This is a genomic window from Shewanella sp. NIFS-20-20, from assembly GCF_019209865.1.
Taxonomy (GTDB): Bacteria; Pseudomonadota; Gammaproteobacteria; order Enterobacterales; family Shewanellaceae; genus Shewanella.
On the sequence record NZ_JAHUTT010000012.1, the window covers coordinates 42503 to 67326 of the forward strand.

General features: G+C 45.6%; 22 protein-coding genes. 12 read left to right on the top strand and 10 right to left on the bottom strand.

Translation table 11 applies throughout. The annotated features are described in order from the left end of the window. Positions 1 to 61: 61 nt before the first annotated feature. The 5 genes from yfaE to ubiG form a co-directional block, all read right to left on the bottom strand. Positions 62 to 424, bottom strand: coding sequence for a class I ribonucleotide reductase maintenance protein YfaE (gene yfaE, locus KU855_RS06050; RefSeq protein ID WP_218529405.1), 363 nt, complete (start codon positions 422 to 424; stop codon positions 62 to 64). Then, positions 393 to 1523, bottom strand: a complete 1131-nt coding sequence (nrdB, locus tag KU855_RS06055) for a class Ia ribonucleoside-diphosphate reductase subunit beta (RefSeq protein ID WP_218529406.1) — start codon at positions 1521 to 1523, stop codon at positions 393 to 395. Before nrdB ends, yfaE begins: the two co-directional genes overlap by 32 nt. A gap of 51 nt (positions 1524 to 1574) precedes the next feature. Next, entirely contained in the window at positions 1575 to 3863 is a 2289-nt protein-coding gene (nrdA, locus tag KU855_RS06060) for a class 1a ribonucleoside-diphosphate reductase subunit alpha (protein WP_218529407.1), read from the bottom strand. Positions 3864 to 4235: 372 nt separating this feature from the next. Next, positions 4236 to 4928, bottom strand: coding sequence for an HAD family hydrolase (locus KU855_RS06065; protein ID WP_218529408.1), 693 nt, complete (start codon positions 4926 to 4928; stop codon positions 4236 to 4238). Continuing rightward, positions 4928 to 5635, bottom strand: coding sequence for a bifunctional 2-polyprenyl-6-hydroxyphenol methylase/3-demethylubiquinol 3-O-methyltransferase UbiG (ubiG, locus tag KU855_RS06070; protein WP_218529409.1), 708 nt, complete (start codon positions 5633 to 5635; stop codon positions 4928 to 4930). The genes KU855_RS06065 and ubiG overlap by 1 nt, the downstream gene beginning before the upstream one ends. A gap of 325 nt (positions 5636 to 5960) precedes the next feature. Between ubiG and gyrA the strand changes: the two genes are divergently transcribed. Beyond that, a complete protein-coding gene (gene gyrA, locus KU855_RS06075; RefSeq protein ID WP_218529410.1) occupies positions 5961 to 8639 on the top strand; it encodes a DNA topoisomerase (ATP-hydrolyzing) subunit A in 2679 nt (892 codons plus the stop codon). 81 nt (positions 8640 to 8720) lie between these two features. Continuing rightward, positions 8721 to 9806 carry a 3-phosphoserine/phosphohydroxythreonine transaminase gene (gene serC, locus KU855_RS06080; RefSeq protein WP_218529440.1) on the top strand — a complete coding sequence of 362 codons (1086 nt, stop codon included), beginning with the start codon at positions 8721 to 8723 and terminating at the stop codon, positions 9804 to 9806. Between the two features lie 56 nt (positions 9807 to 9862). On the opposite strand, the gene KU855_RS06085 is transcribed toward serC, so the two are convergent. Beyond that, positions 9863 to 11053, bottom strand: coding sequence for an amino acid aminotransferase (locus tag KU855_RS06085; RefSeq protein WP_218529411.1), 1191 nt, complete (start codon positions 11051 to 11053; stop codon positions 9863 to 9865). A gap of 472 nt (positions 11054 to 11525) precedes the next feature. Here KU855_RS06085 and aroA point away from each other — a divergent pair, with 472 nt between their 5' ends. The 9 genes from aroA to KU855_RS06130 all read left to right on the top strand — a co-directional run bounded on the left by aroA (position 11526) and on the right by KU855_RS06130 (position 19623). Continuing rightward, the gene (aroA, locus tag KU855_RS06090; RefSeq protein WP_218529412.1) at positions 11526 to 12809 is read left to right on the top strand and encodes a 3-phosphoshikimate 1-carboxyvinyltransferase; all 1284 of its coding nucleotides are present in this window, start codon (positions 11526 to 11528) and stop codon (positions 12807 to 12809) included. A 213-nt stretch (positions 12810 to 13022) separates the two neighbouring features. Then, the gene (gene cmk, locus KU855_RS06095) at positions 13023 to 13718 is read left to right on the top strand and encodes a (d)CMP kinase (protein ID WP_218529413.1); all 696 of its coding nucleotides are present in this window, start codon (positions 13023 to 13025) and stop codon (positions 13716 to 13718) included. Positions 13719 to 13819: 101 nt separating this feature from the next. After that, positions 13820 to 15487, top strand: a complete 1668-nt coding sequence (gene rpsA / locus KU855_RS06100) for a 30S ribosomal protein S1 (RefSeq protein WP_218529414.1) — start codon at positions 13820 to 13822, stop codon at positions 15485 to 15487. A gap of 72 nt (positions 15488 to 15559) precedes the next feature. After that, entirely contained in the window at positions 15560 to 15847 is a 288-nt protein-coding gene (gene ihfB / locus KU855_RS06105) for an integration host factor subunit beta (RefSeq protein ID WP_218529415.1), read from the top strand. A gap of 122 nt (positions 15848 to 15969) precedes the next feature. Next, the gene (locus tag KU855_RS06110; RefSeq protein ID WP_218529416.1) at positions 15970 to 16284 is read left to right on the top strand and encodes a lipopolysaccharide assembly protein LapA domain-containing protein; all 315 of its coding nucleotides are present in this window, start codon (positions 15970 to 15972) and stop codon (positions 16282 to 16284) included. Between the two features lies 1 nt (position 16285). Beyond that, entirely contained in the window at positions 16286 to 17446 is a 1161-nt protein-coding gene (gene lapB / locus KU855_RS06115) for a lipopolysaccharide assembly protein LapB (RefSeq protein ID WP_218529417.1), read from the top strand. Between the two features lie 27 nt (positions 17447 to 17473). Continuing rightward, a complete protein-coding gene (gene pyrF / locus KU855_RS06120) occupies positions 17474 to 18175 on the top strand; it encodes an orotidine-5'-phosphate decarboxylase (protein WP_218529418.1) in 702 nt (233 codons plus the stop codon). Positions 18176 to 18242: 67 nt separating this feature from the next. After that, positions 18243 to 19052 carry an SDR family oxidoreductase gene (locus KU855_RS06125; protein WP_218529419.1) on the top strand — a complete coding sequence of 270 codons (810 nt, stop codon included), beginning with the start codon at positions 18243 to 18245 and terminating at the stop codon, positions 19050 to 19052. A gap of 25 nt (positions 19053 to 19077) precedes the next feature. Beyond that, entirely contained in the window at positions 19078 to 19623 is a 546-nt protein-coding gene (locus KU855_RS06130; RefSeq protein ID WP_218529420.1) for a DUF2058 domain-containing protein, read from the top strand. 6 nt (positions 19624 to 19629) lie between these two features. Here the strand turns inward: KU855_RS06130 and KU855_RS06135 are convergent, their stop codons facing one another. Both KU855_RS06135 and KU855_RS06140 read right to left on the bottom strand, forming a co-directional pair. Then, a complete protein-coding gene (locus tag KU855_RS06135; RefSeq protein WP_218529421.1) occupies positions 19630 to 20028 on the bottom strand; it encodes a hypothetical protein in 399 nt (132 codons plus the stop codon). Between the two features lie 316 nt (positions 20029 to 20344). Next, entirely contained in the window at positions 20345 to 20983 is a 639-nt protein-coding gene (locus KU855_RS06140; RefSeq protein WP_218529422.1) for a hypothetical protein, read from the bottom strand. 199 nt (positions 20984 to 21182) lie between these two features. Between KU855_RS06140 and KU855_RS06145 the strand changes: the two genes are divergently transcribed. After that, complete coding sequence (locus KU855_RS06145; RefSeq protein WP_218529423.1) at positions 21183 to 22931, top strand: acyl-CoA dehydrogenase family protein; 1749 nt, start codon at positions 21183 to 21185, stop codon at positions 22929 to 22931. 73 nt (positions 22932 to 23004) lie between these two features. Here KU855_RS06145 and dacB read toward each other — a convergent pair whose 3' ends face one another. After that, positions 23005 to 24435 carry a D-alanyl-D-alanine carboxypeptidase/D-alanyl-D-alanine-endopeptidase gene (dacB, locus tag KU855_RS06150; RefSeq protein WP_218529424.1) on the bottom strand — a complete coding sequence of 477 codons (1431 nt, stop codon included), beginning with the start codon at positions 24433 to 24435 and terminating at the stop codon, positions 23005 to 23007. After that, a complete protein-coding gene (locus KU855_RS06155; protein WP_218529425.1) occupies positions 24432 to 24608 on the bottom strand; it encodes a hypothetical protein in 177 nt (58 codons plus the stop codon). Before KU855_RS06155 ends, dacB begins: the two co-directional genes overlap by 4 nt. Positions 24609 to 24824 lie beyond the last annotated feature (216 nt).

Sequence of the window (24824 nt, forward strand, 5' to 3'; positions counted from 1 at the left end):
TGGGGAATGTAAATCGTCGTCTTGCGTCATGCTTGTGTGAAAAACAGCCATTGACGCGGCGCTATTTGGCCATGTCGGCTTCTACAAGATCAAGGTTGGGATAATATGCCTTGCGAATGACACTGACGCCTTGCGCCGATAAATCTAAATTAAGATTAGTCACGGGCCGACAGCAACAGGGGAGGCATTCATTAGGCTGCAATTGGGCCAGCGGTGGTGAGAGGTATTCGACCGAGCCACTGATAATGGTCGTTTTGCAGGCACCACAATAGCCACTTCTGCACTCGGCAAAAATGGCCACTTGTTTACTTTCCAGTGCAGCCAATAAGGTCAGGTGCGTTGCGGTATAAAGCAACGATGGCTGACCTTGGAGGCTGATAATCGGATCTTTTTTAAAGATCAAAGTCGAGGAAGTCTTTGTCATCGATAGCTGAGTCAATTTGACCGACCAAATATGAAGATACTTCTACTTCTTGTGGGGCAACTTGCACGGCATCACTTTCTAGCCAATTTTTCATCCAAGGTAATGGATTTGATTGCTCTGGATAAGGCAATGGTAAATTGACTGAGCGCATGCGCTCATTGGTAATGTACTCGACATACTGACATAAGATTTGTTCATTGAGGCCAATCATGGAACCATCTTTAAACAAATACTTCGCCCACTCTTTTTCCTGCTCTGCGGCACGTAAGAAAATATCATAGGCTTCTGACATGCACTCAATAGCGATTTCACCCATTTCAGGATCGTCCTTACCAGCCTGCATTAATTTGAGAATGTGCTGAGTACCATTGAGATGCAACGCTTCATCACGCGCAATTAAGCGGATGATTTTGGCATTACCTTCCATCAGTCGACGTTCGGCAAAGGCAAATGAACAAGCAAAGCTGACGTAAAAGCGGATAGCTTCTAGGGCGTTGACTGCCATCATGCATAGATACAGTGATTTCTTTAGGGCGCGGATCGAGATGGTGATTTCTTTGCCATCGATTAAATGCGTGCCTTCGCCATGGAGTTCATAGGCTTGAGTCTGCTTGATTAAGGCATCGTAAAATTCAGAAATATCGCCCGCGCGCTTGAGGATTTCTTGATTCACCAAAATATCATCAAAGATCTTGGCGGGATCATTGGTAATGTTACGGATGATATGGGTATATGACCGCGAATGAATGGTTTCAGAAAACGACCAGGTTTCAATCCAGGTTTCTAGTTCAGGCAAAGACACCAGCGGCAAAAATGCTACGTTAGGTGAACGACCTTGAATCGAATCTAACAGGGTTTGATATTTGAGGTTAGATAGGAAAATATGCTGCTCATGTTGAGGTAACTTGCCAAAGTCAATATTGTCGCGGCTGACGTCAACTTCTTCTGGACGCCAGAAAAAAGACAGTTGCTTTTCGATGAGTCGCTCAAAAACTTCATATTTTTGGACATCATAGCGTGCAACGTTGACAGGTTGGCCGAAGAACATTGGTTCTTTGGTGGCATCATTAGGGGTTTGACAAAAAGTGCTATAAGCCATGGTAGAGATCCCAGTCAAAGGGGCCTTAAAGGCCCCAAGAGTCAAATGAAGTTAAATTTTACACGCGCCACCGGCACAACCGTCATCCTCTTGCTCGATGCTGGCGATATCATCGTACTTATCAGACGCACCGTCACGGGTGTTGTGATAATACAAGGTTTTGATACCCAATTTATAGGTGGTCAGCAAGTCTTTTAACAGTAGTTTCATTGGTACTTTATGACTGTCAAACTTGGCTGGATCATAGTTGGTATTGGCAGAAATGGCTTGATCGACAAACTTCTGCATAATACCCACTAACTGTAAATAGCCATCATTGGAAGGCATTTGCCATAACAACTCGTACTTGTCGCGTAACTTATCAAAGTCAGGTACGACTTGCTTAAGTTGACCATCTTTACTGGCTTTAACACTAATCAGACCACGTGGTGGCTCAATACCATTGGTGGCATTAGAGATTTGTGACGAGGTTTCTGACGGCATTAACGCAGACAAGGTTGAATTACGTAACCCGTATTTTACGATGTCTTGACGTAAACTTTCCCAATCCATGTGCAATGGTTCATTACAAATGCTGTCTAAGTCTCGCTTATAGGTATCAATCGGTAACACACCTTTGGCGTAGGTGGTTTCATGGAATGATGGACATGCGCCTTTCTCTTTCGCGAGCAACATTGATGCTTTCAATAAATAATATTGAATCGCTTCAAAGGTTCTGTGGGTCAGGGCATTGGCACTGCCATCAGAATATTTTAAGCCGTTCTTAGCTAAGTAATTGGCAAAGTTGATGACGCCAATACCTAATGTGCGGCGATTCATCGATGCCAGTTCTGCTGCCTTAATAGGGTAATCTTGATAATCCAGGAGATTATCTAAAGAGCGAACCGCTAAATTGGCTAAGGCTTCTAATTCATCAAGATTGTCGATAGCCCCTAAATTCAATGCCGACAGGGTACACAGAGCAATCTCGCCCTCATTATCTTCGATATTGTTCATTGGCTTGGTAGGCAATGCAATTTCTAAACATAGATTCGATTGACGAATTGGCGCAACCTTAGAGTCAAAAGGACTGTGGGTGTTGCAGTGATCAACGTTCTGAATGTAAATACGACCCGTGGATGCGCGCTCTTGCATCATCAATGAAAATAACTCGGATGCACGAATTTGACGCTTACGAATACTGCTGTCTTGCTCATATTGCAAATACAGGCGTTCAAATTCATCTTGATCTTCAAAGAATGCATCGTATAAGCCGGGGACGTCAGATGGACTAAATAAGCTAATGTGTTCACCTTTCACTAAACGCGAGTACATTAATTTATTCAGTTGAACGCCATAATCGAGATGACGAATGCGGTTCTCTTCGACACCACGGTTGTTCTTCAATACCAATAAAGATTCAACTTCTAAATGCCAAATCGGATAGAACAAGGTCGCAGCACCGCCACGAACCCCACCTTGTGAACACGACTTCACTGCGGTTTGGAAATACTTATAGAAAGGTAAGCATCCGGTGTGGAAGGCTTCACCACCACGGATAGGGCTACCTAATGCCCGAATGCGACCCGCGTTAATCCCAATGCCAGCACGCTGACTCACGTATTTTACAATCGATGAGGCCGTGGCATTGATGGAATCCAAACTATCGCCACACTCGATCAGGACACAGGAGCTGAACTGACGTGTCGGAGTTCGTACCCCAGACATGATGGGCGTTGGCAGTGAGATCTTAAAGGTGGACACCGCATCATAAAAATCTTTGATGTAATTAAGGCGAGTCTCTTTTGGATATTCAGCAAACAAACACGCGGCGACCAATATGTATAAATACTGGGCACTTTCATAGACTTCGCCTGTGACGCGGTTTTGCACTAAATACTTGCCCTCTAATTGCTTAACTGCCGCATAAGAGAAGTTCATGTCACGCCAATGATCGACATGCTCATTCAGTATATCCAGTTCTTCTTTGGAGTAATCACGCAAGATGTGCTGATCATACTTGCCAAGCTCAACCAATTTAACCACGTGGTCAAACAGTTTAGGTGGCTCGAATTGACCATACGCTTTTTTACGTAAATGGAAAATCGCTAAACGCGCAGCGAGGAACTGATAATCAGGGCTTTCAGGCGAAATCAGATCGGCTGCCGCTTTGATAATAGTTTCATGAATGGCTTCGGTAGGAATGCCGTCAAAAAACTGGAGGTGAGAACGGAGTTCTACTTCGGATACCGAGACATTTTTAAGCCCTTTGGCTGCCCAGGTGATCACTCGGTGGATCTTATCGAGATCGATGCTCTCACGTTCACCACTGCGTTTTGTGACTGTCATATTGCTGTTCATTAACAATTAGCCTTGAATATTTTAGATTTAGAAAACACACACATAGTTGTCAGGAAAAACAATTCCATTTGTTGTTCAGAACCGAGGGAAAAACTACGACAGGACAAAATAATCCAGTTTTTATCTTGTGGTGTATTTTTAACTGAACACACAACATATGGGTGTATCTTGGAACATGAGATACAAGATAGTGAGGTTCGATAGGTTTTGCAAGCACTAAAGCTGGGGGTTTCTTGTGGATAAGATGAGGATAGTTTTTAGGGTTAGTAGCGACTAACCCTAAAGCTGAATCATGGCTGAATTTTAGCAGTGAATAACTTCAAATTTCCGACGAAAAAGTTGATGTTGATCGTCCCTTTAATGAGCAAGGGATCAAGGTAAGTAAACCGCCGCGTTAACGGTGGCACTATCGATCGCGCTTATTAGATCCAAAGGTTGATGAACATGAATATCGCTAGGCCAAAATTGAATATCATCAGCGCCAAGATATCCCCACATTGCGAGTGCCGCGACCATGCCCGCACTGCGTGCCGCTTGCATATCCCGTTTCGCATCACCAAGGTACAATATCGCCTCAGGGGGGCAGGCCAGTTGACTTGCCGCTAATAACATCGGCGCTATATCAGGTTTTGCACGGGTACAAGAGTCACCACTAATGATGGTTTCCATCACCGTAAAACAGGGTAATTGTCGACATAAAGGCCGACTAAAACGCGCATGTTTGTTGGTGACAATGCCTTGCTTAATTCCGCGCAGATGCAATGCTGACACTAACGCCTCGATCCCCGCAAAATAACGACTGTGTCGGCCATTAATCTGGTGATAATGAGTCAACAAGCTTTGTTGCAACTGGCTGTGGATGTGAGGATCTGTGCTGACATTGGCCGCGTGGACTAATGCTAATGACCCATGACTCGCGGCATCTTTGACTTGCTCATAAGCCACCGGCGCCATATTCGCGTCCAGTAACGCCATATTAAGCGCCGCCACCAAATCAGGCGCCGTATCCACTAGGGTGCCATCTAAATCAAACAGCACCGCTTGGATAGGAGGTCGATTTGCCATTAGCTTTTGTGGCAAACAATCATGTAGTTGACTTCAAGGCTGTCGGTATATCTAAAAATGCCTGTCAAGGGATTATAGGTAATGCCCGCGCTGCCATGGCAAATCAGCTCAGTATTATCTACCATATCGATTAATTCTGATGGACGAATAAATTTACCGTGTTCATGGGTGCCTTTAGGTAACATTTTCAATAGGTACTCTGCGCCGACAATCGTTTCTAAATAAGAACGAATATTGCGGTTGATAGTAGAAAAGAACACATAGCCGCCAGGTTTGACCATATCACAACAGGCTTGGATCACGGATTGAGGATCTGGCACATGCTCGAGCATTTCCATACAGGTGACCACATCATAATGTTGGGGGTGATTATCTCTGTGTTGCTCCGCCGTGGTGCGCTGATAATCAATACTTACAGCCGCTTCTAAAGCATGAAGACGAGCGACTTCTAACGGTTCTTCACCCATATCAATGCCAGTGACATTCGCACCAAGGCGCGCCATGCTCTCAGAGAGAATACCGCCACCACAACCCACATCGAGCACTTGTTTACCAAAGATGCCTTGTGCTTGCTGATCAATATAGTTGAGTCGCAAAGGGTTGAGTTGGTGCAAGGGTTTAAAATCACCACTGGGATCCCACCAACTGGCTGCCATTCGTTCAAATTTGGCAATTTCTTTAAGATCTACATTGTGAATGGTTTCCATGGACTTCCCGATCCGAATAAAAGTTACCCAGCATTATACTCAGCTTTTGTGAGCGGGAAATACCATTGCGTCATGTCAGTGTGATTGGTTTCATTTTTTGTGACCGATTGGTGTTTAATTACGCTAGGGGCTCGTCAGAGGCCTTAAACAACATTTTTGGAAATGTTGCGCTATTTTTAGCCAGTTTTTTAAGGATATACAATTTGATTGTGTGCTAGGTCTAGCGACAATAAATAACTGTGTTAGAATGCCAAATCACGTTTAAAGCTGCGCCAATATGGGTGTTGACTCCGGCCAGCATTATTTTCAGGGGAACGAGCAGTTTATGACTGATCTGGCTTCATCTATTTCGCCAATTAATATTGAAGACGAATTAAAAACTTCGTACCTGGATTACGCCATGAGCGTCATCGTAGGCCGGGCACTGCCAGACGTTCGTGACGGGTTGAAACCTGTTCACCGTCGTGTGCTGTTTGCCATGAGTGAGCTGAAAAACGACTGGAACAAACCCTATAAGAAATCAGCTCGCGTTGTGGGTGACGTTATCGGTAAATATCACCCACACGGTGATAGTGCAGTTTACGACACCATTGTGCGTATGGCTCAAGACTTCTCCATGCGCTACACCTTAGTTGATGGTCAAGGTAACTTCGGTTCTGTCGATGGTGATGCGGCGGCAGCCATGCGTTATACCGAAATTCGTATGGATAAACTGGCTCACCAGTTACTGGCGGATCTCGAAAAAGAAACCGTAGATTTTGTGCCTAACTATGACGGTACTGAATTCATTCCCGAAGTGTTACCTACCCGTATTCCGAATCTTTTGGTTAACGGTTCTTCAGGGATTGCGGTCGGTATGGCCACCAATATTCCACCCCATAACTTAAATGAAGTGGTCAGCGCTTGTTTAGCATTAATTGAAGAGCCTGAACTGCCCATTGAACAGATCATGGAGCATATTCCTGGTCCGGACTTCCCAACGGCAGCCATCATTAATGGCCGTCGCGGTATTGAAGAAGCGTATCGTACCGGTCGCGGTAAAGTCATTATGCGTTCACGCGCCGAAGTCGAAACTGATGACAATGGTCGCGAGCGCATCATAGTTCATGAAATTCCGTATCAAGTAAACAAAGCGCGTTTAATTGAAAAAATTGCCGAACTCGTAAAAGACAAAAAAATCGAAGGCATTAGCGGCTTACGTGACGAGTCTGATAAAGACGGTATGCGTATTGTGGTTGAAGTTAAGCGCGGTGAAGTGGGTGAGGTCGTATTAAACAACCTCTATTCGCAAACACAAATGCAAACCTCGTTCGGCATTAACATGGTGGCCTTGATCAATGGTCAGCCTAAACTGTTTAATCTGAAAGAAATGCTCGAAGCCTTCATTCTTCACCGTCGTGAAGTGGTGACGCGTCGTACGGTATTTGAGTTACGCAAGGCCCGTGATCGTGCGCATATCCTTGAAGCCTTAGCGATTGCACTCGCCAACATTGACCCTATTATTGCCCTGATTAAAGCATCTCCTACCTCAGCCGATGCTAAAGCTAAATTGATCAGTCAAGGTTGGTCATTGGGTAATGTGCAAGGCATGTTAGAAAAAGCCGGTGATGATGCTGCACGTCCAGAATGGTTAGAGCCTGAATATGGTATTCGTGACGGCTTATATTACCTGACGGAACAACAAGCTCAAGCGATCCTCGAGTTACGTCTGCACCGTTTGACCGGACTTGAGCACGAAAAAATCCTCAGTGAATATGAAGAGTTGCTGCAGGTCATTGCCGCCTTACTGTTTATTCTTCGCAGCCCTGAGCGTTTGATGGAAGTCATCAAAGAAGAACTGCTTGAAGTTAAAGAACAGTTTGGTGATGCGCGTCGTTCTGAAATTAACGCATCAGCCATAGATATCAGCCTCGAAGATTTGATCAACGAAGAAGATGTGGTGGTGACCTTATCTCACTTAGGTTATGCCAAATATCAACCATTAACTGACTATCAAGCTCAGCGTCGTGGTGGTAAAGGTAAAGCTGCGACTAAGGTGAAAGACGAAGACTTTGTTGAAAAGTTATTAGTGGCTAATACTCACGACACGATTTTGTGTTTCTCTGACTTCGGTAAGATGTACTGGCTCAAGGTCTACCAATTACCATTAGCCAGTCGAACCGCTCGGGGTAAACCAATCGTCAACATCTTGCCTTTACAAGATGGTGAGCGCATTACGGCTATCTTACCTGTGCGCGAATATGCGGCCGATAAGTACATTATTATGGCAACAGCGCACGGTACCGTGAAGAAAACCGCATTGACTGAATATAGTCGTCCGCGCGCTAACGGTATTATTGCGGTTAACCTTAAAGACGGTGATCAGTTGATTGGTGTCGATATTACCGATGGTAGCAATGACATCATGCTGTTCTCTAATGAAGGTAAAGTCGTTCGCTTTAACGAAAAAGCCCGTGATTCCGAAACCGGTGAGGTCAAAATCGACCCCGAAACAGGTGAAGAGATGCTGTCTATTCGTCCAATGGGCCGTACAGCGACCGGTGTTCGTGGTATTCGATTAGAAGAAGGTCAGACGGTGGTATCGCTGATTGTTCCTAAAGAAGATGGCGACATTCTTACTGTGACTGAGAACGGTTTTGGTAAGCGTACCGCATTGAGCGAATATCCAGCTAAGAGCCGTGCGACTAAAGGGGTGGTGTCTATCAAAGTCAGTGACCGAAATGGTGCCGTGGTTGGCGCTGTTCAGGTAGGTGAAAATGATGAAATCATGCTGATCAGCAACAAGGGGACCTTAGTCCGTACTCCTGCTGCTGGTGTGTCAGTCATTGGCCGTAATACACAAGGTGTTCGCATTATTCGTGTGGCGGATGATGAGCAAGTGGTGGGCTTGCAGCGTATCGATGATATTGGTCAATCAGAATATGATGACGCAGAGGCTGTTGACGGCGAAGAGCCGCTGGCTCCGGACGTCGATGCTGCCGTCGATAATACTAGCGAAGAGTAATTAATAGGCGTCCGCAAGGGCGCCTTTTTTTGGTTTAAAACAGAGTGTAAATTTACCATTGCCACGACAAGGAGAATGACGTTGGATCCCATCTATAACTTCTGTGCTGGGCCAGCCATGTTGCCCGTACCCGTGTTAACAAAGGCGCAATCAGAAATGCGCGATTGGCAGGGATTAGGGGTGTCTGTGATGGAAGTGAGCCATCGTAGCCCCGAATTTATCGCCATGGCTAACAAGGCAGAAGCCGATTTACGTGAATTAATGCATATTCCCGATAACTACCATGTCTTATTTATGCACGGTGGTGGACGCGGACAATTCTCGGCTGTTGTGAATAATTTTCTTGGAAATGATGGTCGGGCTTGTTACTGGGTTTCTGGCCAATGGTCCCAGGCTGCCGCGGCAGAAGCCGTCGCACTTGTAGGTAATGAAAACATTGATATCATTCCAATTGTTGAGGAGTGCGACGGATTAAATACCGTGGTACTTCCCAAATGTGATGAGCAACAGCAATACCGTTATCTGCATTATTGCCCCAATGAAACGGTTGATGGCATCGAAATATTTGATGAGATAAATTGCCCGTGGCCAGTGGTCGCCGATATGTCGTCGACGATATTATCTCGCCAAATTGATGTCTCGCGTTATGGCTTGATCTATGCTGGCGCGCAGAAAAACATCGGTCCCTCAGGACTGGCGATTGTCATTGTTCGCGATGATATGCTGGCACTGCCCGCAATGACTCAGTCAGCGATTATGGATTACCGCCTCGCCCGAGATAATGACTCTATGTATAACACTCCGCCAACCTATGCGTGGTATTTAGCTGGCGAAGTGTTTGCTTGGCTTAAGGCTCTCGGTGGTGTGGCAGCGATTGAAGCGGTTAACTCAGAAAAGGCCAAGCGACTTTACGCCTGCATTGAAGCGCATGCCTTGTATCGAAATACGGTCGCCCACAACAACCGTTCTCATATGAATGTCACCTTTGAACTTAGTGATGACAGCCTCAATGATTTGTTCTTGCAACAAGCTCAAGCTCGAGGCTTAGTGGCGTTGAAGGGGCATCGGCTTGTTGGCGGTATGCGAGCCAGCATTTATAACGCTATGCCCTTAGCAGGTGTGGATGCCTTGACCCAATTTATGACCGAGTTTGCCAAAGCTCGTTGAGTGTTAAAGGTAAAAAAAAACGAATGCTTAGGCATTCGCTTTTTTTGTATGACTAACTACAGGATGTCGGCTATGGATTTCGCCAAATAATCAATGTTAGTTTGGCTGATCCCGGCAATGCTGATGCGACTCGAGTCGACCATGTAAATGCTATAGTCTTGTTTAAGTTGAGCCACTTGCTGCGGCGTTAGACCTAAAAAGCTAAACATCCCTTTTTCATTGGCAATAAAACTAAAATCACGCGCCGATTGTAATTGATGTAATTTCTCAACCAGTAATTGGCGATTGCCATTGATACGAGTGCGCATGTCTGCCAATTCTTGTTGCCATTGCGCCGCTAAGGTTTCTGAGCCCAAGATGGTTTCAACTATTGCCGCTCCGTGTGCCGGCGGCATTGAATAAATACAGCGGATCACATAAAGCATGATGGATAAGGCGGTATCAGCGCTCTGTGGGTCTTTGGCGAGTAAACTACAGGCACCAATCCGTTCACGATATAAACCAAAATTCTTGGAGCAAGAGCTACATAGCAGCATATCATCGACAGCGGCAGCCATCGCACGTACACCATAAGCATCGTCTGCAACGCTAGTGCCAAACCCTTGGTAGGCCATATCGATCAATGGCAGAAATCCTCTGCGTTGGGTGATCTCAACCACTTGATCCCATTGTTCAGTCGTAAGATCGGCGCCACTGGGATTATGGCAACAGGCGTGCAATAGGACTACATCGTGTTCATTGACTTGCGCAAGCGCTGCTAGCATAGCGTCAAAGCGGATTTGCTTATTATCAAAGTCATAATATGGGTAAGTCACAACCTTGAGGCCGGCAGTTTCAAATAATCCGGTATGGTTTGCCCACGTCGGATCGCTAACATGGATGGTGGCACCTGGGCGTAACCTTTGTATGAGATCGGCTGCAACTTTTAACGCACCTGTGCCACCTGGAGTCGACACGGTACGGACTCGATTGGCCATTATCGCACTGTGTGTCGCTCCTAAGGCCAACTCTGTAATTAATTGATTGAATGGCGCTGAGCCCGTAGGACCAATGTATACCTTGGTTTGTTCGTGTTCGGTACGCCATTGTTCGGCAGTTTTTACTGAGGCTAAAATCGGGGTGTGGCCCAGTTCATCTTTGTAGACGCCAACGCCTAAATCTACTTTTGCTGGGTTTGGATCCTGTCTATATTGGGTTAGCAATCCGAGGATCGGATCTGCCGGCATGGGCGTAAGGGCATTAAACATAGTTCCATCTACCTTGTATTTTATTTGAATGTGGCGCTATAAATTGCTGGTATTGTCTTTCTATCCTAAGGGAGTCCGTGTCAACTAACAACTGAGAGATGAGGGTAACTACTGACTGTATCTTATCGGTTATTGGCATGATCACGTGAGCCATGTTGCCATCTTAAGGTTTTATCTCGTTGATTGTCATCACTTTGCTTTGATGTAGATTCTAGACTCATTGGCAATAAAACTTGCCTGTCAGTATAAACATTGAGCGTGTCGCGTCACTTGTCAGGGGGCGCGTGAAAAAAAATCACTTAAAATTCGAGGTTTAGACCAAAAAGCGCTTGTATCATGACGGTGGTCGAGTAACTTATATAGACACTTGGTTAGGTTTAATTGTCACGATTGCTTGACGCTCAGTCATTAACCCTCGCTGTTATAATTTGCTCAATGCTGTTTAAGCATTATGTATGTAGAAGAGTGCCTGATGAATCAACTTTTTTTATCCCCTGTGCATGCCATTAGTGGTGAAATCAACATTCCTGGCTCAAAGAGTATTTCTAATCGTGCTTTGTTGTTGGCCACCTTAGCCACGGGGACCACTCGGCTGACCAATTTACTCGACTCTGATGATATCCGGCATATGCTCAATGCCCTTAAGCAACTTGGGGTAAACTACCGTTTAAGTGAGAATAATACGGTCTGCGAAATAGAGGGGCTTGGCGGCACCCTTAATAGTCAGCAGCCCCTGCAATTATTCTTAGGCAATGCCGGTACTGCGATGCGGCCGCTATGCGCGGCACTGACGTTAGGCCAAGGCCAGTTTACTCTTGAGGGTGAACCGCGCATGGAAGAGCGCCCGATTGGCGATTTGGTTGATGCCCTGCGAGCGCTTGGCGCCGATATTCGCTATCTCAAACAGCAAGGATTCCCGCCGATCACTATCAATGCGACCGGGTTAAATGGTGGTGATGTCAGCATTGATGGCAGTTTGTCTAGCCAATTTCTCACCGCATTACTTATGGTGGCACCGCTGGCGAAAGGGGCGGTAAATATCCAAATTTCTGGCGAATTGGTGTCCAAGCCTTACATAGATATAACCTTGGATTTAATGGCTAAATTTGGGGTGTATGTTGATAATCAGGACTATCAACATTTTGCAATTGCAGCCGATCAAGGATATCGCTCACCGGGACAAGTGTTAGTGGAAGGTGATGCCTCATCGGCGTCTTATTTTTTAGCAGCGGGTGCCATTGCCGGCCCTGCGGTTAAGGTCACCGGTATTGGACGTCACTCCATTCAAGGTGATATCAAATTTGCAGACGCGTTGGCGGCCATGGGCGCTGACATCGAATGGGGCGATGATTACATCATCGCTCGGCGGGCTAACTTGCATGCCATCGATATGGATATGAACCATATACCCGATGCGGCCATGACCTTAGCGACCACGGCGTTATTTGCTACGGGTACCACTTGCCTACGTAATATTTACAATTGGCGTATTAAAGAAACCGATCGTCTTGCGGCAATGGCATGCGAATTAAGAAAGGTCGGCGCGCAGGTAGAAGAAGGGCAAGATTATATTTGCATTACACCACCTGCAATTATCCATACTGCTGCGATAGATACCTACAATGACCACCGTATGGCCATGTGCTTTTCGTTACTGAGTTTTGCCAAGGAAGGAATTACCATAAACGATCCTGAATGCACTTCTAAAACCTTCCCCCAGTACTTCCAAGAATTTAGTCGGTTGACGGCTAATTAGCCGACACAGCGTGGATGGGGGGTAGCGTTGGCGATTAGTGACATGGATGTTTTGCGACGCCGACAGCAGAATTAATGATCATTTGTGTCTTGATTTTGAAATTTAGCCAATCTTTTGTGGTCAACTGGTATATAATGCTGCGCGCTCATTTCAGGGATTATCTCTAGCCGCATGAGTCAACCAGGGAAGGGGTGATGAAAATTGGAGGATTATATGTCAGAACAGGCTCCTGTAGTCACAGTAGACGGGCCGAGTGGTGCAGGTAAAGGTACGATTTGTCATTTATTAGCCAAGCGTTTAGGTTGGCATTTACTTGACAGTGGTGCGATTTACCGGGTGTTAGCCCTTGCTGCTTTGCATCACAATGTAGAACTCGACAATGAAGAGTCTCTTACTTTATTAGCCGCGCATCTTGATGTGCAATTCCAGACCGGTCACAACGATGAAAGCATCAAAGTGGTGCTGGAAGGCGAAGACGTAACAAATGATATCCGCACTCAAGAGTGCTCTAATTCAGCGTCCAAAGTGGCCGCATTCCCAAGAGTTCGTGAAGCACTATTACGCCGCCAGCGTGCGTTTAGAAGCTCGCCAGGCCTAGTGGCTGATGGCCGAGATATGGGGACTGTTGTTTTTCCAGAATCTCCCGCAAAAATATTTTTAACTGCCTCAGCGGAAGAACGGGCGCGTAGACGCTATAATCAGTTGCAGGACAAAGGCTTCGATGGTAATATTGATCGCCTTTTGGCAGAGATTATAGAGCGTGATGAGCGCGATATGAATCGTTCTGTAGCACCGTTAGTACCCGCAGAAGATGCGTTGGTTATCGATACTACCGGTTTAGGTATTGATGCTGTGTTAGATATTGCGATCAAACACATTATCGACAAATTATCTGGTACGCGTATTTAATAACGCGTATCAGAGGTATTCATCATAAGGATTTGATGAATTATTTTACTGACTCCACGTTCATGGTTGACTCGTGGTTTATTACTTAAAGTTAATTAAACATGACTGAATCTTTTGCTGATCTGTTTGAACAATCCCTTCAACAACTGGAATTCCGTCCAGGCTCTATCGTTCGTGGTACTGTAGTATCTATCAAGAACGGCATGGTACTGGTTGACGCGGGCCTGAAATCTGAAAGCCCAATCCCAGCTGAGCAATTCAAAAACGCACAGGGTGAACTGGAAATCGCTGTAGGCGACGAAGTTGATGTAGCTCTGGACAGCGTTGAAGATGGCTTTGGTGAGACTCAACTGTCTCGTGAAAAAGCTAAGCGCCATGAAGCTTGGATCGTTCTGGAAAAAGCCTATGAAGATGCTGAAACTGTTATCGGTATCATCAATGGTAAAGTTAAAGGCGGTTTCACCGTTGAATTAAACGGTATCCGTGCGTTCCTGCCTGGTTCTCTGGTTGACGTCCGTCCAGTACGTGATACTGCTCACCTGGAAAACAAAGAGCTGGAATTCAAGGTAATCAAGCTGGATCAGAAGCGCAACAACGTTGTTGTTTCTCGTCGTGCAGTTATCGAATCTGAAAGCAGCGCTGAGCGTGATGCTCTGCTTGAAAACCTGCAAGAAGGTCAAGCTGTTAAGGGTATCGTTAAGAACCTGACTGACTACGGTGCATTCGTAGACTTAGGCGGTGTTGACGGTCTGTTGCACATCACCGATATGGCTTGGAAGCGTGTTAAGCACCCATCTGAGATTGTAAACGTTGGTGATGAAATCAATGTTAAAGTACTGAAGTACGATCGTGAGCGCACTCGTGTTTCTCTGGGTCTGAAGCAACTGGGTGAAGACCCATGGTTGGAAATCAGCAAGCGTTACCCAGAAAGCACTAAGCTGAAAGGCCGTGTGACTAACCTGACTGACTATGGCTGCTTCGTAGAAATCGAAGAAGGCGTTGAAGGTCTGGTACACGTTTCTGAAATGGATTGGACCAACAAGAACATCCACCCATCTAAAGTTGTTAACTTAGGTGATGAAGTTGAAGTTCTGGTTCTGGACATCGATGAAGAGCGTCGTCGTATTTCTCTGGGTCTGAAGCAGTGTAAGACTAACCCATGGGATGATTTCGCAAACCGTTTCGCTAAAGGCGATAAAGTAACTGGTAAGATCAAGTCAATCACTGACTTCGGTATCTTCATCGGTCTTGACGGTGGTATCGATGGTCTGGTTCACCTGTCTGACATTACTTGGAACGGTACTGGCGAAGACGCAGTTAGCGAATACAAGAAAGGCGACGAAATCACTGCAGTGGTTCTGTCTGTTGATCCTGAGCGCGAGCGTATTAGCCTGGGCGTTAAGCAAACTGAAGACGATCCATTCAATGCATACTTAGCTGACAAGAAGAAAGGCGTTATCGTTCACGGTACCGTTACTGCTGTTGACGCTAAAGGTGTGACTGTTGAATTGGCCGATTCTGTTGAAGGTTACATCCGTGTAGCTGACATTTCTCGTGAACGTATCGAAGATGCTTCTGTGGAATTTGCAGTAGGTCAAGCTGTTGAAGCCAAGTTCATGGGAGTGGATCGCAAGAACCGCACCATCAGCCTGTCTATCAAAGCGAAAGACGAAGCTGAAGAAAAAGAAGTAATGGCAAACTTGAATAAACAAGATGACGCTGTTATTAGTAATGCTATGGCTGAAGCTTTCAAAGCAGCTCGTAAATAATCGCCTGTGGTTCGGGAGTAGTATTACTCCCGTTGGGCGACTGTAATTGGCTTGATAATAGGGGTAGCTAGGATGACAAAATCCGAACTGATCGAAAAACTTGCCAGCAGGCAGTCGCAACTGTCGGCTAAAGAAGTTGAAAGTGCCATTAAAGAGATGCTGGAGCAAATGGCTTCAACGCTTGAAAGCGGGGATCGTATTGAGATCCGTGGTTTTGGTAGTTTTTCGCTTCATTATCGTGCGCCGCGTATTGGTCGTAATCCTAAGACAGGGACTTCTGTCGAATTGGATGGCAAGTATGTACCGCACTTTAAGCCCGGCAAAGAGTTGCGTGAGCGTGTTGATGCACCTCACTCATAATCACTGATTATTTAAAAAGCCTCCTTTTTGGAGGCTTTTTTATATCTATTGCTTTGGATCGCTAGTCACAGCGATCAATTTCTTGGATAATCAAAATATTGAAACACGTTCAGGAGCCTAGCGTGAAGTCATTCCTCATTGCTGTCATTATTGCTGTATTATTTATCTTGGCATTATTCTTCGGTGCTCGTAATGACCAAATGGTCAATATTAGCTATTTCGTTGCTCAAGGAGAGTTTCGTCTTCCGGTTGTTCTTGCCTGCGTATTTCTATTAGGATTTATGATCAGTTGGTTGTTAGCTTTCTATCATCTCGCCAAGCATAAGTTGGTGATCCGCCGCTTACGTAAACAGGTGGTACAGTTAGAAACACAACTGGCAGTAGCTAAGCCTGTCGCTAACACAGACGCTTTGATTAGCACGGAAAAACAAGGTTGATATGCTAGAGCTGTTATTTCTACTTTTGCCAATTGCTGCAGCTTATGGATGGTACATGGGGCGGCGTAACCTTAGGCAAAATGAACAACAGCAACACAAAAAGCTCAGTCATGATTATTTTACCGGGTTAAATTTTCTACTTTCCAACGAGTCTGATAAAGCCGTTGATCTATTTATCAGCATGTTAGATGTCGATGATGACACCATAGATACGCATTTGTCCCTCGGCTCCTTGTTCCGTAAGCGTGGCGAGGTGGATCGCGCAATTCGCATTCACCAAAACCTAATTGCGCGCCCGCACTTACCCCAAGATCAGCAAGACTTAGCGATGATGGAGCTGGGTAAAGATTATCATGCCGCGGGTTTTTATGATCGCGCTGAGGAGATATTCTTAAAGCTAGTCAGTCAAGACGATCACAGCGAAGAAGCCGAAACCCTGCTAATTGAAATTTATCAAATCACCAAAGAATGGCAAAAAGCCATCGATGTGACTCGCAAGTTGTCGCGCAAGCGCCAGCAGGCATTAAAACCCATACTGGCACATTTTTATTGTGAGCTTGCTGAAGAGCACCTTGATGGGGATAAGAAGGTCAAATGCCTTAATTTAGCGATTAAACAAGATGAGCTTTGTGGCCGCGCCTTAATCACATTAGCGCGCTGGTATCATCAACAAGGCCAATTGCGTCAATGTAAACAGGCGTTATTACAACTATTGAATGCTGACGTGATGTTATTCACTGATGCATTGCCTTTAGCACGTGATGTCTATACGTCGAGCAACGACAACGACGGCTTTTATGAGGTGTTATTACAGGCGACCAACAAGGGGGCTGGTGCGACTGCAGTGATAGCATTAGCTCAGTGGCTAGAGGAACAGGGTGATTTAGAACACGCTGAAAAGTTGGTGCTCGATACCTTGTACTTGCATCCCACCATGAAAGGTTTCCAACACTTGATGCAAATTCATTTGCAGCAAGCTGAACACGGCCAAGCCAAGCAAAGCTTAGGCTTATTAGCTCAATTAGTAGAGCAACAGATTAAAACCCGACCATCCTTTCGTTGCCGAGAATGTGGTTTCCCCTCTCATGCGTTATATTGGCACTGTCCATCATGTAAAAATTGGGGCAGCATTACTCGCATCAAGGGGCTGGATGGCGAATAACCCACAAGTAAAACGTTTGGAGAGATAATGACTGGTAAGCCTATTGTGGTGGCACTTGATTATGATAATAAACATGCCGCTTTAAGCTTGATTGATAAGTTAGACCCTGAAATGTGCCGACTCAAAGTTGGCAAAGAAATGTTTACCTTGTTTGGACCACAGCTAGTCAAGGATATTCATGACCGCGGCTTTGATTTATTCTTAGATCTTAAATTTCATGATATTCCAAATACCGTCGCTAAAGCCGTTGCGGCGACGGCTGAGCTCGGCGTCTGGATGACCAATGTTCACGCCAGTGGTGGTTTAGCAATGATGAAAGCGGCGCGCCAAGCGTTATTGCCCTTTGGCGATAATGCGCCTCTTTTGATTGCTGTAACGGTATTAACCTCTAGCAGTGATGAAGATTTAGCCTTGATGGGCATTAATGTTACTGCTAGAGAGCATGTTTTGCGTCTGGCTAAATTAACTCAAACCGCTGGTTTAAATGGTGTGGTGTGCTCGGCTCAAGAAGCTGGGATGTTGCGGGCTGAATTAGGCGACCACTTTAAACTAATAACCCCAGGTATTCGCCCTGAAGGGAGTGACAAAGGGGATCAACATCGAGTGATGACGCCATCGCAAGCCCTCAGCGCGGGCTCAGATTTCTTAGTGATTGGTCGACCTATTACTCAAGCAGTCAATCCGTTACAGGCGTTAGAGCAAATTCATCATTCATTATATAAAAACTGATTTTTTTTGCGGCTATGCTAAATTATTCCTTATTACTAGGAACAGCCTGTTCAAAGACTAAGGATTGATGATGCATGCTTCAATGGATTACAGCGCTAAAAAGGTGGTAGTGATAGGTGGTACCAGTGGCATTAATCTGCAAATTGCCTTGGCGTTTGCTGCCGCGGGAGCCGATGTCGCGGTTGCAAGCCGTAATCCAGAGAAGGTCAGCGCAGCGGTGGCACTGTTACAAGCTCAACATCCGCAAGGTCATCATTTAGGGGCCTGTTTTGATGTGAGAGATACCGCAGCTGTGGCTGCTGGTTTTGCACTTATTCGCGATCAATTCCACCAGATTGATGTACTGATCAGTGGCGCTGCAGGTAATTTTCCCGCGCGCGTCACTGAACTATCAGAAAATGGCTTCAAATCAGTGATTGATATTGATTTACTGGGGAGTTTTCATGTGGTTAAGCAAGCTTATCCATTATTGACACGGCCCAGCGCCATCATCCAAATTTCAGCGCCACAAGCCTTTTTACCGATGTCGATGCAAGCGCATGTATGTGCGGCGAAGGCTGGGGTGGATATGTTGACCCGTACACTTGCTATGGAATGGGGCACTGAAGGGATCCGGGTGAATTCAATTGTGCCCGGCCCAATTGCCAATACGGAAGGATTTAAGCGCTTGGCACCGAGTGCTGAGCTACAACAGCGCGTCGCCAAGAGCGTCCCTCTTGGTCGTAATGGACAATGTCATGACATTGCTAACGCTGCACTATTTTTAGCCTCGGATCTGGCCTCCTATATTACAGGGGTGGTGTTACCTGTCGATGGCGGCTGGTCGTTAGGTGGGGCGGGGATGGCCATGGCTGAATTGGCCAAGGTTTCACGTTAATCTATTTTTTATGTAAGGTTTTATCATGGCAAATGCGTTACAAGAACAGCTATTGAAAGCTGGTCTCGCCAGCAAACAAAAAGCGCGCGATGTGAAAACACAGCAACGTCGTCAAAAGAAAGCGAAAGTCGATGACGGTAGCGCGGCATTGAAACAACAAATTGCGGATCAAAAACTGGCTCAAGCCGCTAAAGATAAAGCGCTTAACGAACAGCGTTTTGCTGAGGCGCAAGCGAAAGGGCAAGTCAGAAGTTTGATTACAGAGTTTACGCGCACGGCATTGGCGATTCCTTCTCACGGTGAGGTTAAGTTTAACTACACCTTAGCCAATAAAATTTACTCACTATATCTTACTGAAAACATACAGCAATCTCTGTTACGTGGTCAGTTAGGTATCATTAGATACGAAGACAGCAGTTATTTAGTTCCTCACAAACTGGCGGAGCGTGTGCAATTGTTGGTGCCTGAGTGGTGCGGCTATTTATGGACGCTTGAAAACAACACCCAAGAGATTGTTGAAGAGGATGACCCTTATGCCGATTATGTCATCCCAGATGATTTAATGTGGTAATGCGGCTTAGCTTATCGCTGCATTAACAGCAATCCCAATGAAAATTGCTGTGGCAAAGCTGGTTAAGGATCCAAGCATGACATACTCTGTCATCTTGCGATCCTTGCTTTGCCGTAAGTCGCCGAAACGAAAAATTGATTTGGCAGCCAATAAAAATCCTACCCCAGACCATTGCCCGATAAGAATAAAAGTCAGTATCAATAACCGCTCAAGTATGCCGATGGACTTGCCTGCATTGGCTAAACTCTGATGACTCTGCTGAAACACCCCGTCCCATTTATCCAGCACGAGGCCGACCACAATGCCGGCGGGTGCTAGCACTAATAAATATCCGCCAATAATTAACAGCAGTTGGCTGGACAATAAGGATTGAAATTCGTGCCAAAGTGCGTAATTTGGCACCATTTGGTACCAGCAATATGCGATCAGCGTAGCAACGATAATGTGCTTGAAAGCGAAACGCCATGGGGTTAGTTTTCCCGTGTTTAGTATCCAATTTATCAGATATATACACACGGTTATGATCACACTGAGGCCGATAATTTGTGTCCACAGCTGGCTGAAACAACTCAAGATGAACAGCTGTAATAAACCATGTGTCAAACTGGTGCTAACGCGGACAGCCAGGGGAGTGCCTGGCTGTTTATTCATGCTGGGAATGAGATAAAATTCAGCGAATATATATCCAAGTAGCTGCACCAACAGCAAGATGTGGGGAGGTTCAATCATGACTTGCCCACCGTGCTAATTCGTGTTGCATATGTGCTTGATAACTTTCGATGAGATCGTACCCTGCGGCATTAAGCACCTGAGTTATATTAACTCTTGAGGTAGATAATTGGTCCGCGAGTGATTGATGCGCCTTATCTGTGGCGGCTAAATAATGCCAAAGTACCATCGATTGTCGCGCCGTGAGTTGGCTGAGGTGAGCATCAGCAAATCGAGTGAGCAACTGGGTTCGTTGTTGGAATTGATCATCTGAACAAAACCAAGCCAGTTTTGCCGGTTTCATATGATCAAGGCCTTGGCCTGATAGAATAAATGCTTCGCTGTTGGATTGTTCGATGGGGTAGGTGATCTTACCAACTCCCATGCCTACAGCGAGTCTGGCGTCTGCCGTCAGTGGTTTATTGGCGTTCTTTAGCCATAAACGAATACTGAGGCAGATCTCGGCACTGACGGTCACATCAGGAATCGCCATTTGGAAACTGTCACCACGAAACATGACAAAATCACAGCCATAGCGCCCCTTTATTGAGATCAATAATTGTTCAAGACGTTGTAATACCATCTGTAAATCATTACCAGCATAGCGCCGGGAATGTTCAAGATCGCCAGTAATGACAGCAAAGGGTTTCATATCATCGAGTAATCATTAAAAGTTACATGGCTCAATGTAATTCATTTTGATTACATGCTCAATATCTGTTCATTAATTTTGTCGGTTAAACGAGTCCACGCCGGTAAATCTGCACGCTAGTGACACAGAAAGCTTTATTTGTTGCCATTTTGCAGTTAAATTAAACAGGTGTTTAAATTTATTTGTTTGAGAATCAGCTATGTATCCATATAAAGCTCCGATAGACGAAATGCGTTTCTTGTTAGACAAAGTATTCAATGCCAGCCAAACATGGGCTGAGATATCGGCATTTAAAGATAATATTGATATGGATACAGCAGCAGCCATTCTCGATGAATCAGCCACTATGAGCTCTGAGCTCGTGTATCCATTAAACCGCGCCGGCGATGAGCAAGGTGTTGGTTTTAACGATGGCCAAGTCACGACACCTACTGGCTACACCCAAGTGTATCAACAGTTCGTTGAAGGTGGCTGGATTGGTCTTTGTGGTGATCCACAATATGGTGGCATGGGCATGCCTAAAATGTTGGGATTACTGGTTGATGAAATGGGCTATGGTGCCTGCAATGCATTTACCCTGTATAACTCTCTGACAGCAGGCGCAGCGTTATGTATTAATGCCCATGGAAGTGACGAATTAAAGCAACGTTATTTACCTAAACTGTATTCAGGAGAATGGTCTGGCGCCATGGATATGACCGAACCACAAGCTGGCTCTGATTTGCGTAATATCCGCACCCGCGCTGAACCCCTAGATGATGGCAGTTATCTGCTCACTGGCAGTAAAATTTTTATTACCGGTGGCGATCATGATTTGACTGAAAACGTCATTCACTTAGTGCTGGCAAAACTCCCTAATTCCAGCGGAATATCACTCTTTCTCGTCCCTAAATACAGCGTTAATGACGATCAGAGCTTAGGCAATGCTAATGGGGTAACTGTCGGTTCAATTGAGCACAAAATGGGACTGAAAGGATCCGCGACTTGTGTCATGAATTATGACAATGCGCGTGGGTTCTTAATTGGTAAGGCAAATCGCGGCCTAGTGTGTATGTTTACCATGATGAACTATGAACGTTTAGCCATAGGGATCCAGGGGCTGGGTAGTTCTCAAGCGGCCTATCAAATGGCTACCACGTACGCCAAAGAGCGCAAGCAAGGGCAAGCGGCCGGTAATGCCGAACAAGCAGCCTCTATTATTGTCCATGGCGATGTCCGTCGTATGTTATTAACCATTGCCAGTTTAACAGAAGCTGGCCGCGCGTTAGCCCTTCATACCGGCCAACAATTAGATTTGGCTAAATACAGTGATAGTGAGTCGCAACGGCTCAAGGCCAGTCGATATGTTGGTTTGCTGACGCCGGTGGCTAAGGCTTTCTTAACGGATCGCGGTTTAGATATGACCATCATGGCCCAACAAGTGTTTGGTGGTCATGGTTATATCCGTGAAACCGGAATTGAACAATTAGTTCGTGATACCCGAATAGCGCAAATTTATGAAGGAACCAACGGCATCCAAGCACTTGATTTTCTTGGACGTAAGGTACTTGGGGATAACTTAGACACACTGACTGAGTTTGTCGAAGAGCTTCTCGCAGAATTACGAGAATTACCCGCCACTAACCCACAGCACATAAAGGCTGTCGGACAACGATTAATGGCATTAGTCGACAGTGCTGCCCAACTTAATCAGCATAAACTGACTCAGCCTAACTTGATCAATGCCGTGGCCGTGGACTTTCTCGATGCCTTTGGCTATGCAATCTATGGCTATTATTGGATAAAAATGAGTGCGATGGCACAGGGAGAACCGGAAGGTTTTTATAAAAGAAAACAAGCGGTTGCTAATTTTTATATGGAAAAGCTATTAGCGAAATCTGATTACCACCTTAGTCAAGTCAATGCGGGTAGCGATTGCGTCATGGCGCCGTTAGAGGAGTGGTTTTAAGCCCTTAGCTAAGCATCATTACCGTTGAGCCGAGCGTTAATGGCCTTATTAACACTCGGCTCAATGGCGATAACTAGTGCAACGCTGCGTGTTCTTGCAGTGTTGTTAATAGTCTGGGTGCCAGTGGCAGTGTGTTAGCTTCTGCGAGATGTGCTATGCCAATGGCGTCGCGGCTAACAAGACCATTCTCTAAAATAACGAAACTGTATTCACCGTTCGGGGTTGCCATATATCCGGCAACATTATTAACCCCGCTCATCGAGCCCGTCTTGGCCTTTACTTGGGAGTGTAAACTCCCTGCATTAAATCCTGGTTTGTGGCGCAAGGTGCCGCTAACGCCAGCTACAGGTAAGCGCTGTTTGATAAGATGGAGTCGCGGTTGCTTGGCGATCAGTGTTAACACTTGCCCAAGATGTTGAGCGCTTAATTGGTTATAACGTGATAATCCCGAGCCATCAATAATCGTGGCGCCTGGCAGTGTCACTCCTTGTTGTTGCAGTATGCTGACCATAGCGCGTGCTCCAGCCGTAAAACTCCATTCATGAAAATGTTGCTGACCTAATCGCTTAAATAATGCATCTGCAATCAAATTATCTGATTTCAATAATACCTCTTCCAGTAACGAGCTCAGGGGAGGAGATTGATGTTTTTTGAGGGGCACGCTCTCGCTACTATCAAATGAATTGATGTTAGTTAAGATGGCTCCTTTAAGCGCTATCTGGTGTTGGCTTAACCAGTGGGAAATGTAGCTTTGATTGGCAAGGGCAGGCGTGTCAATCGCTATGGCTAATGGTAAGGGCGCGGTACGATCAATACATCCGGTGATCTCAGCGTGGTTGGCCGCCACAGGCTCAAGCCGTAATTGACAATGCGGGTCATCAGTAAAACGGGCTGAGCTGGTTAATTGCATCAGCTCAGGGCCTTGGGCGACTATTTGGCTGCTAGCGTTATTCTGCTTTAGGCTGGCTCGTTGGCAATTGTGATTAATCGTATACACGCTCATAGGGGCGGCATAACAAATCCCAAGCTCATCCCAAATCCAGCCAATGCCATGTTCATCTTGGTATTTAGGCAGGTGAGTCCCCTGATGAGCTAAGAGAATATCACCTTCTATACGGCTAATCCCAAGGGTAAGCAAGGCTTGGAGTAATTGAGATAAGTCAGCTTGGCTGAGTGTCGGATCGCCGCTGTAATTGAGGATGACATTACCATGGAGTTGTCCATCGATAATCTTCCCAGTGATACTAAGTTCGGTGATAAAGCGAAAATCAGCGCCTAATTCCAATAATGCGGCGCTTGCCACTAACAACTTTTGCAGACTGGCTGGCGTCATCAAGCGCTGCGAATAAAATTCATGGGTTTCACTAGGCGTCTGCAACCATACAGAGGAGATTGAACTTGGGCTGGAGCTTGCTTCGACTAGTTCTGCCAATTTGGCACTGTCATTCGCTTGGCAGACTCCGAGCCATAAACTCAAGCCAACCCCAAGACGCCATGACTTCATTGATCGTTCGCTTGATGTTTAGGTTCGAGCAGGCGGTATAAAGTAAAGGTTACGAGCATAACAAGCATCATGAAAATGGGTATGATAAACAGACCTAACTGTAACTTAAAATGAAACAGGCCATAAGCAGCCCCTAAGGTTAACAGCAAGGTGAACAATACAGATTTAATCATCAAAAAACTCCCACAAGAAGAAGACTTCATTCTAGCAATCACTGCAATCAGAGCCTAGAGACGCCTATATTAAATCTGTTTAACTAAGGGCGATAGGATTTTATGTCCCCAATTTTGCTGATATGATGCCGAACTTTAGGCATTTATCTGCGTTTAAGTCGAAAAGGCTTGCCCAAGACTGACTAAGTCGGTAATTTCTCACCTTATTGTTTATAT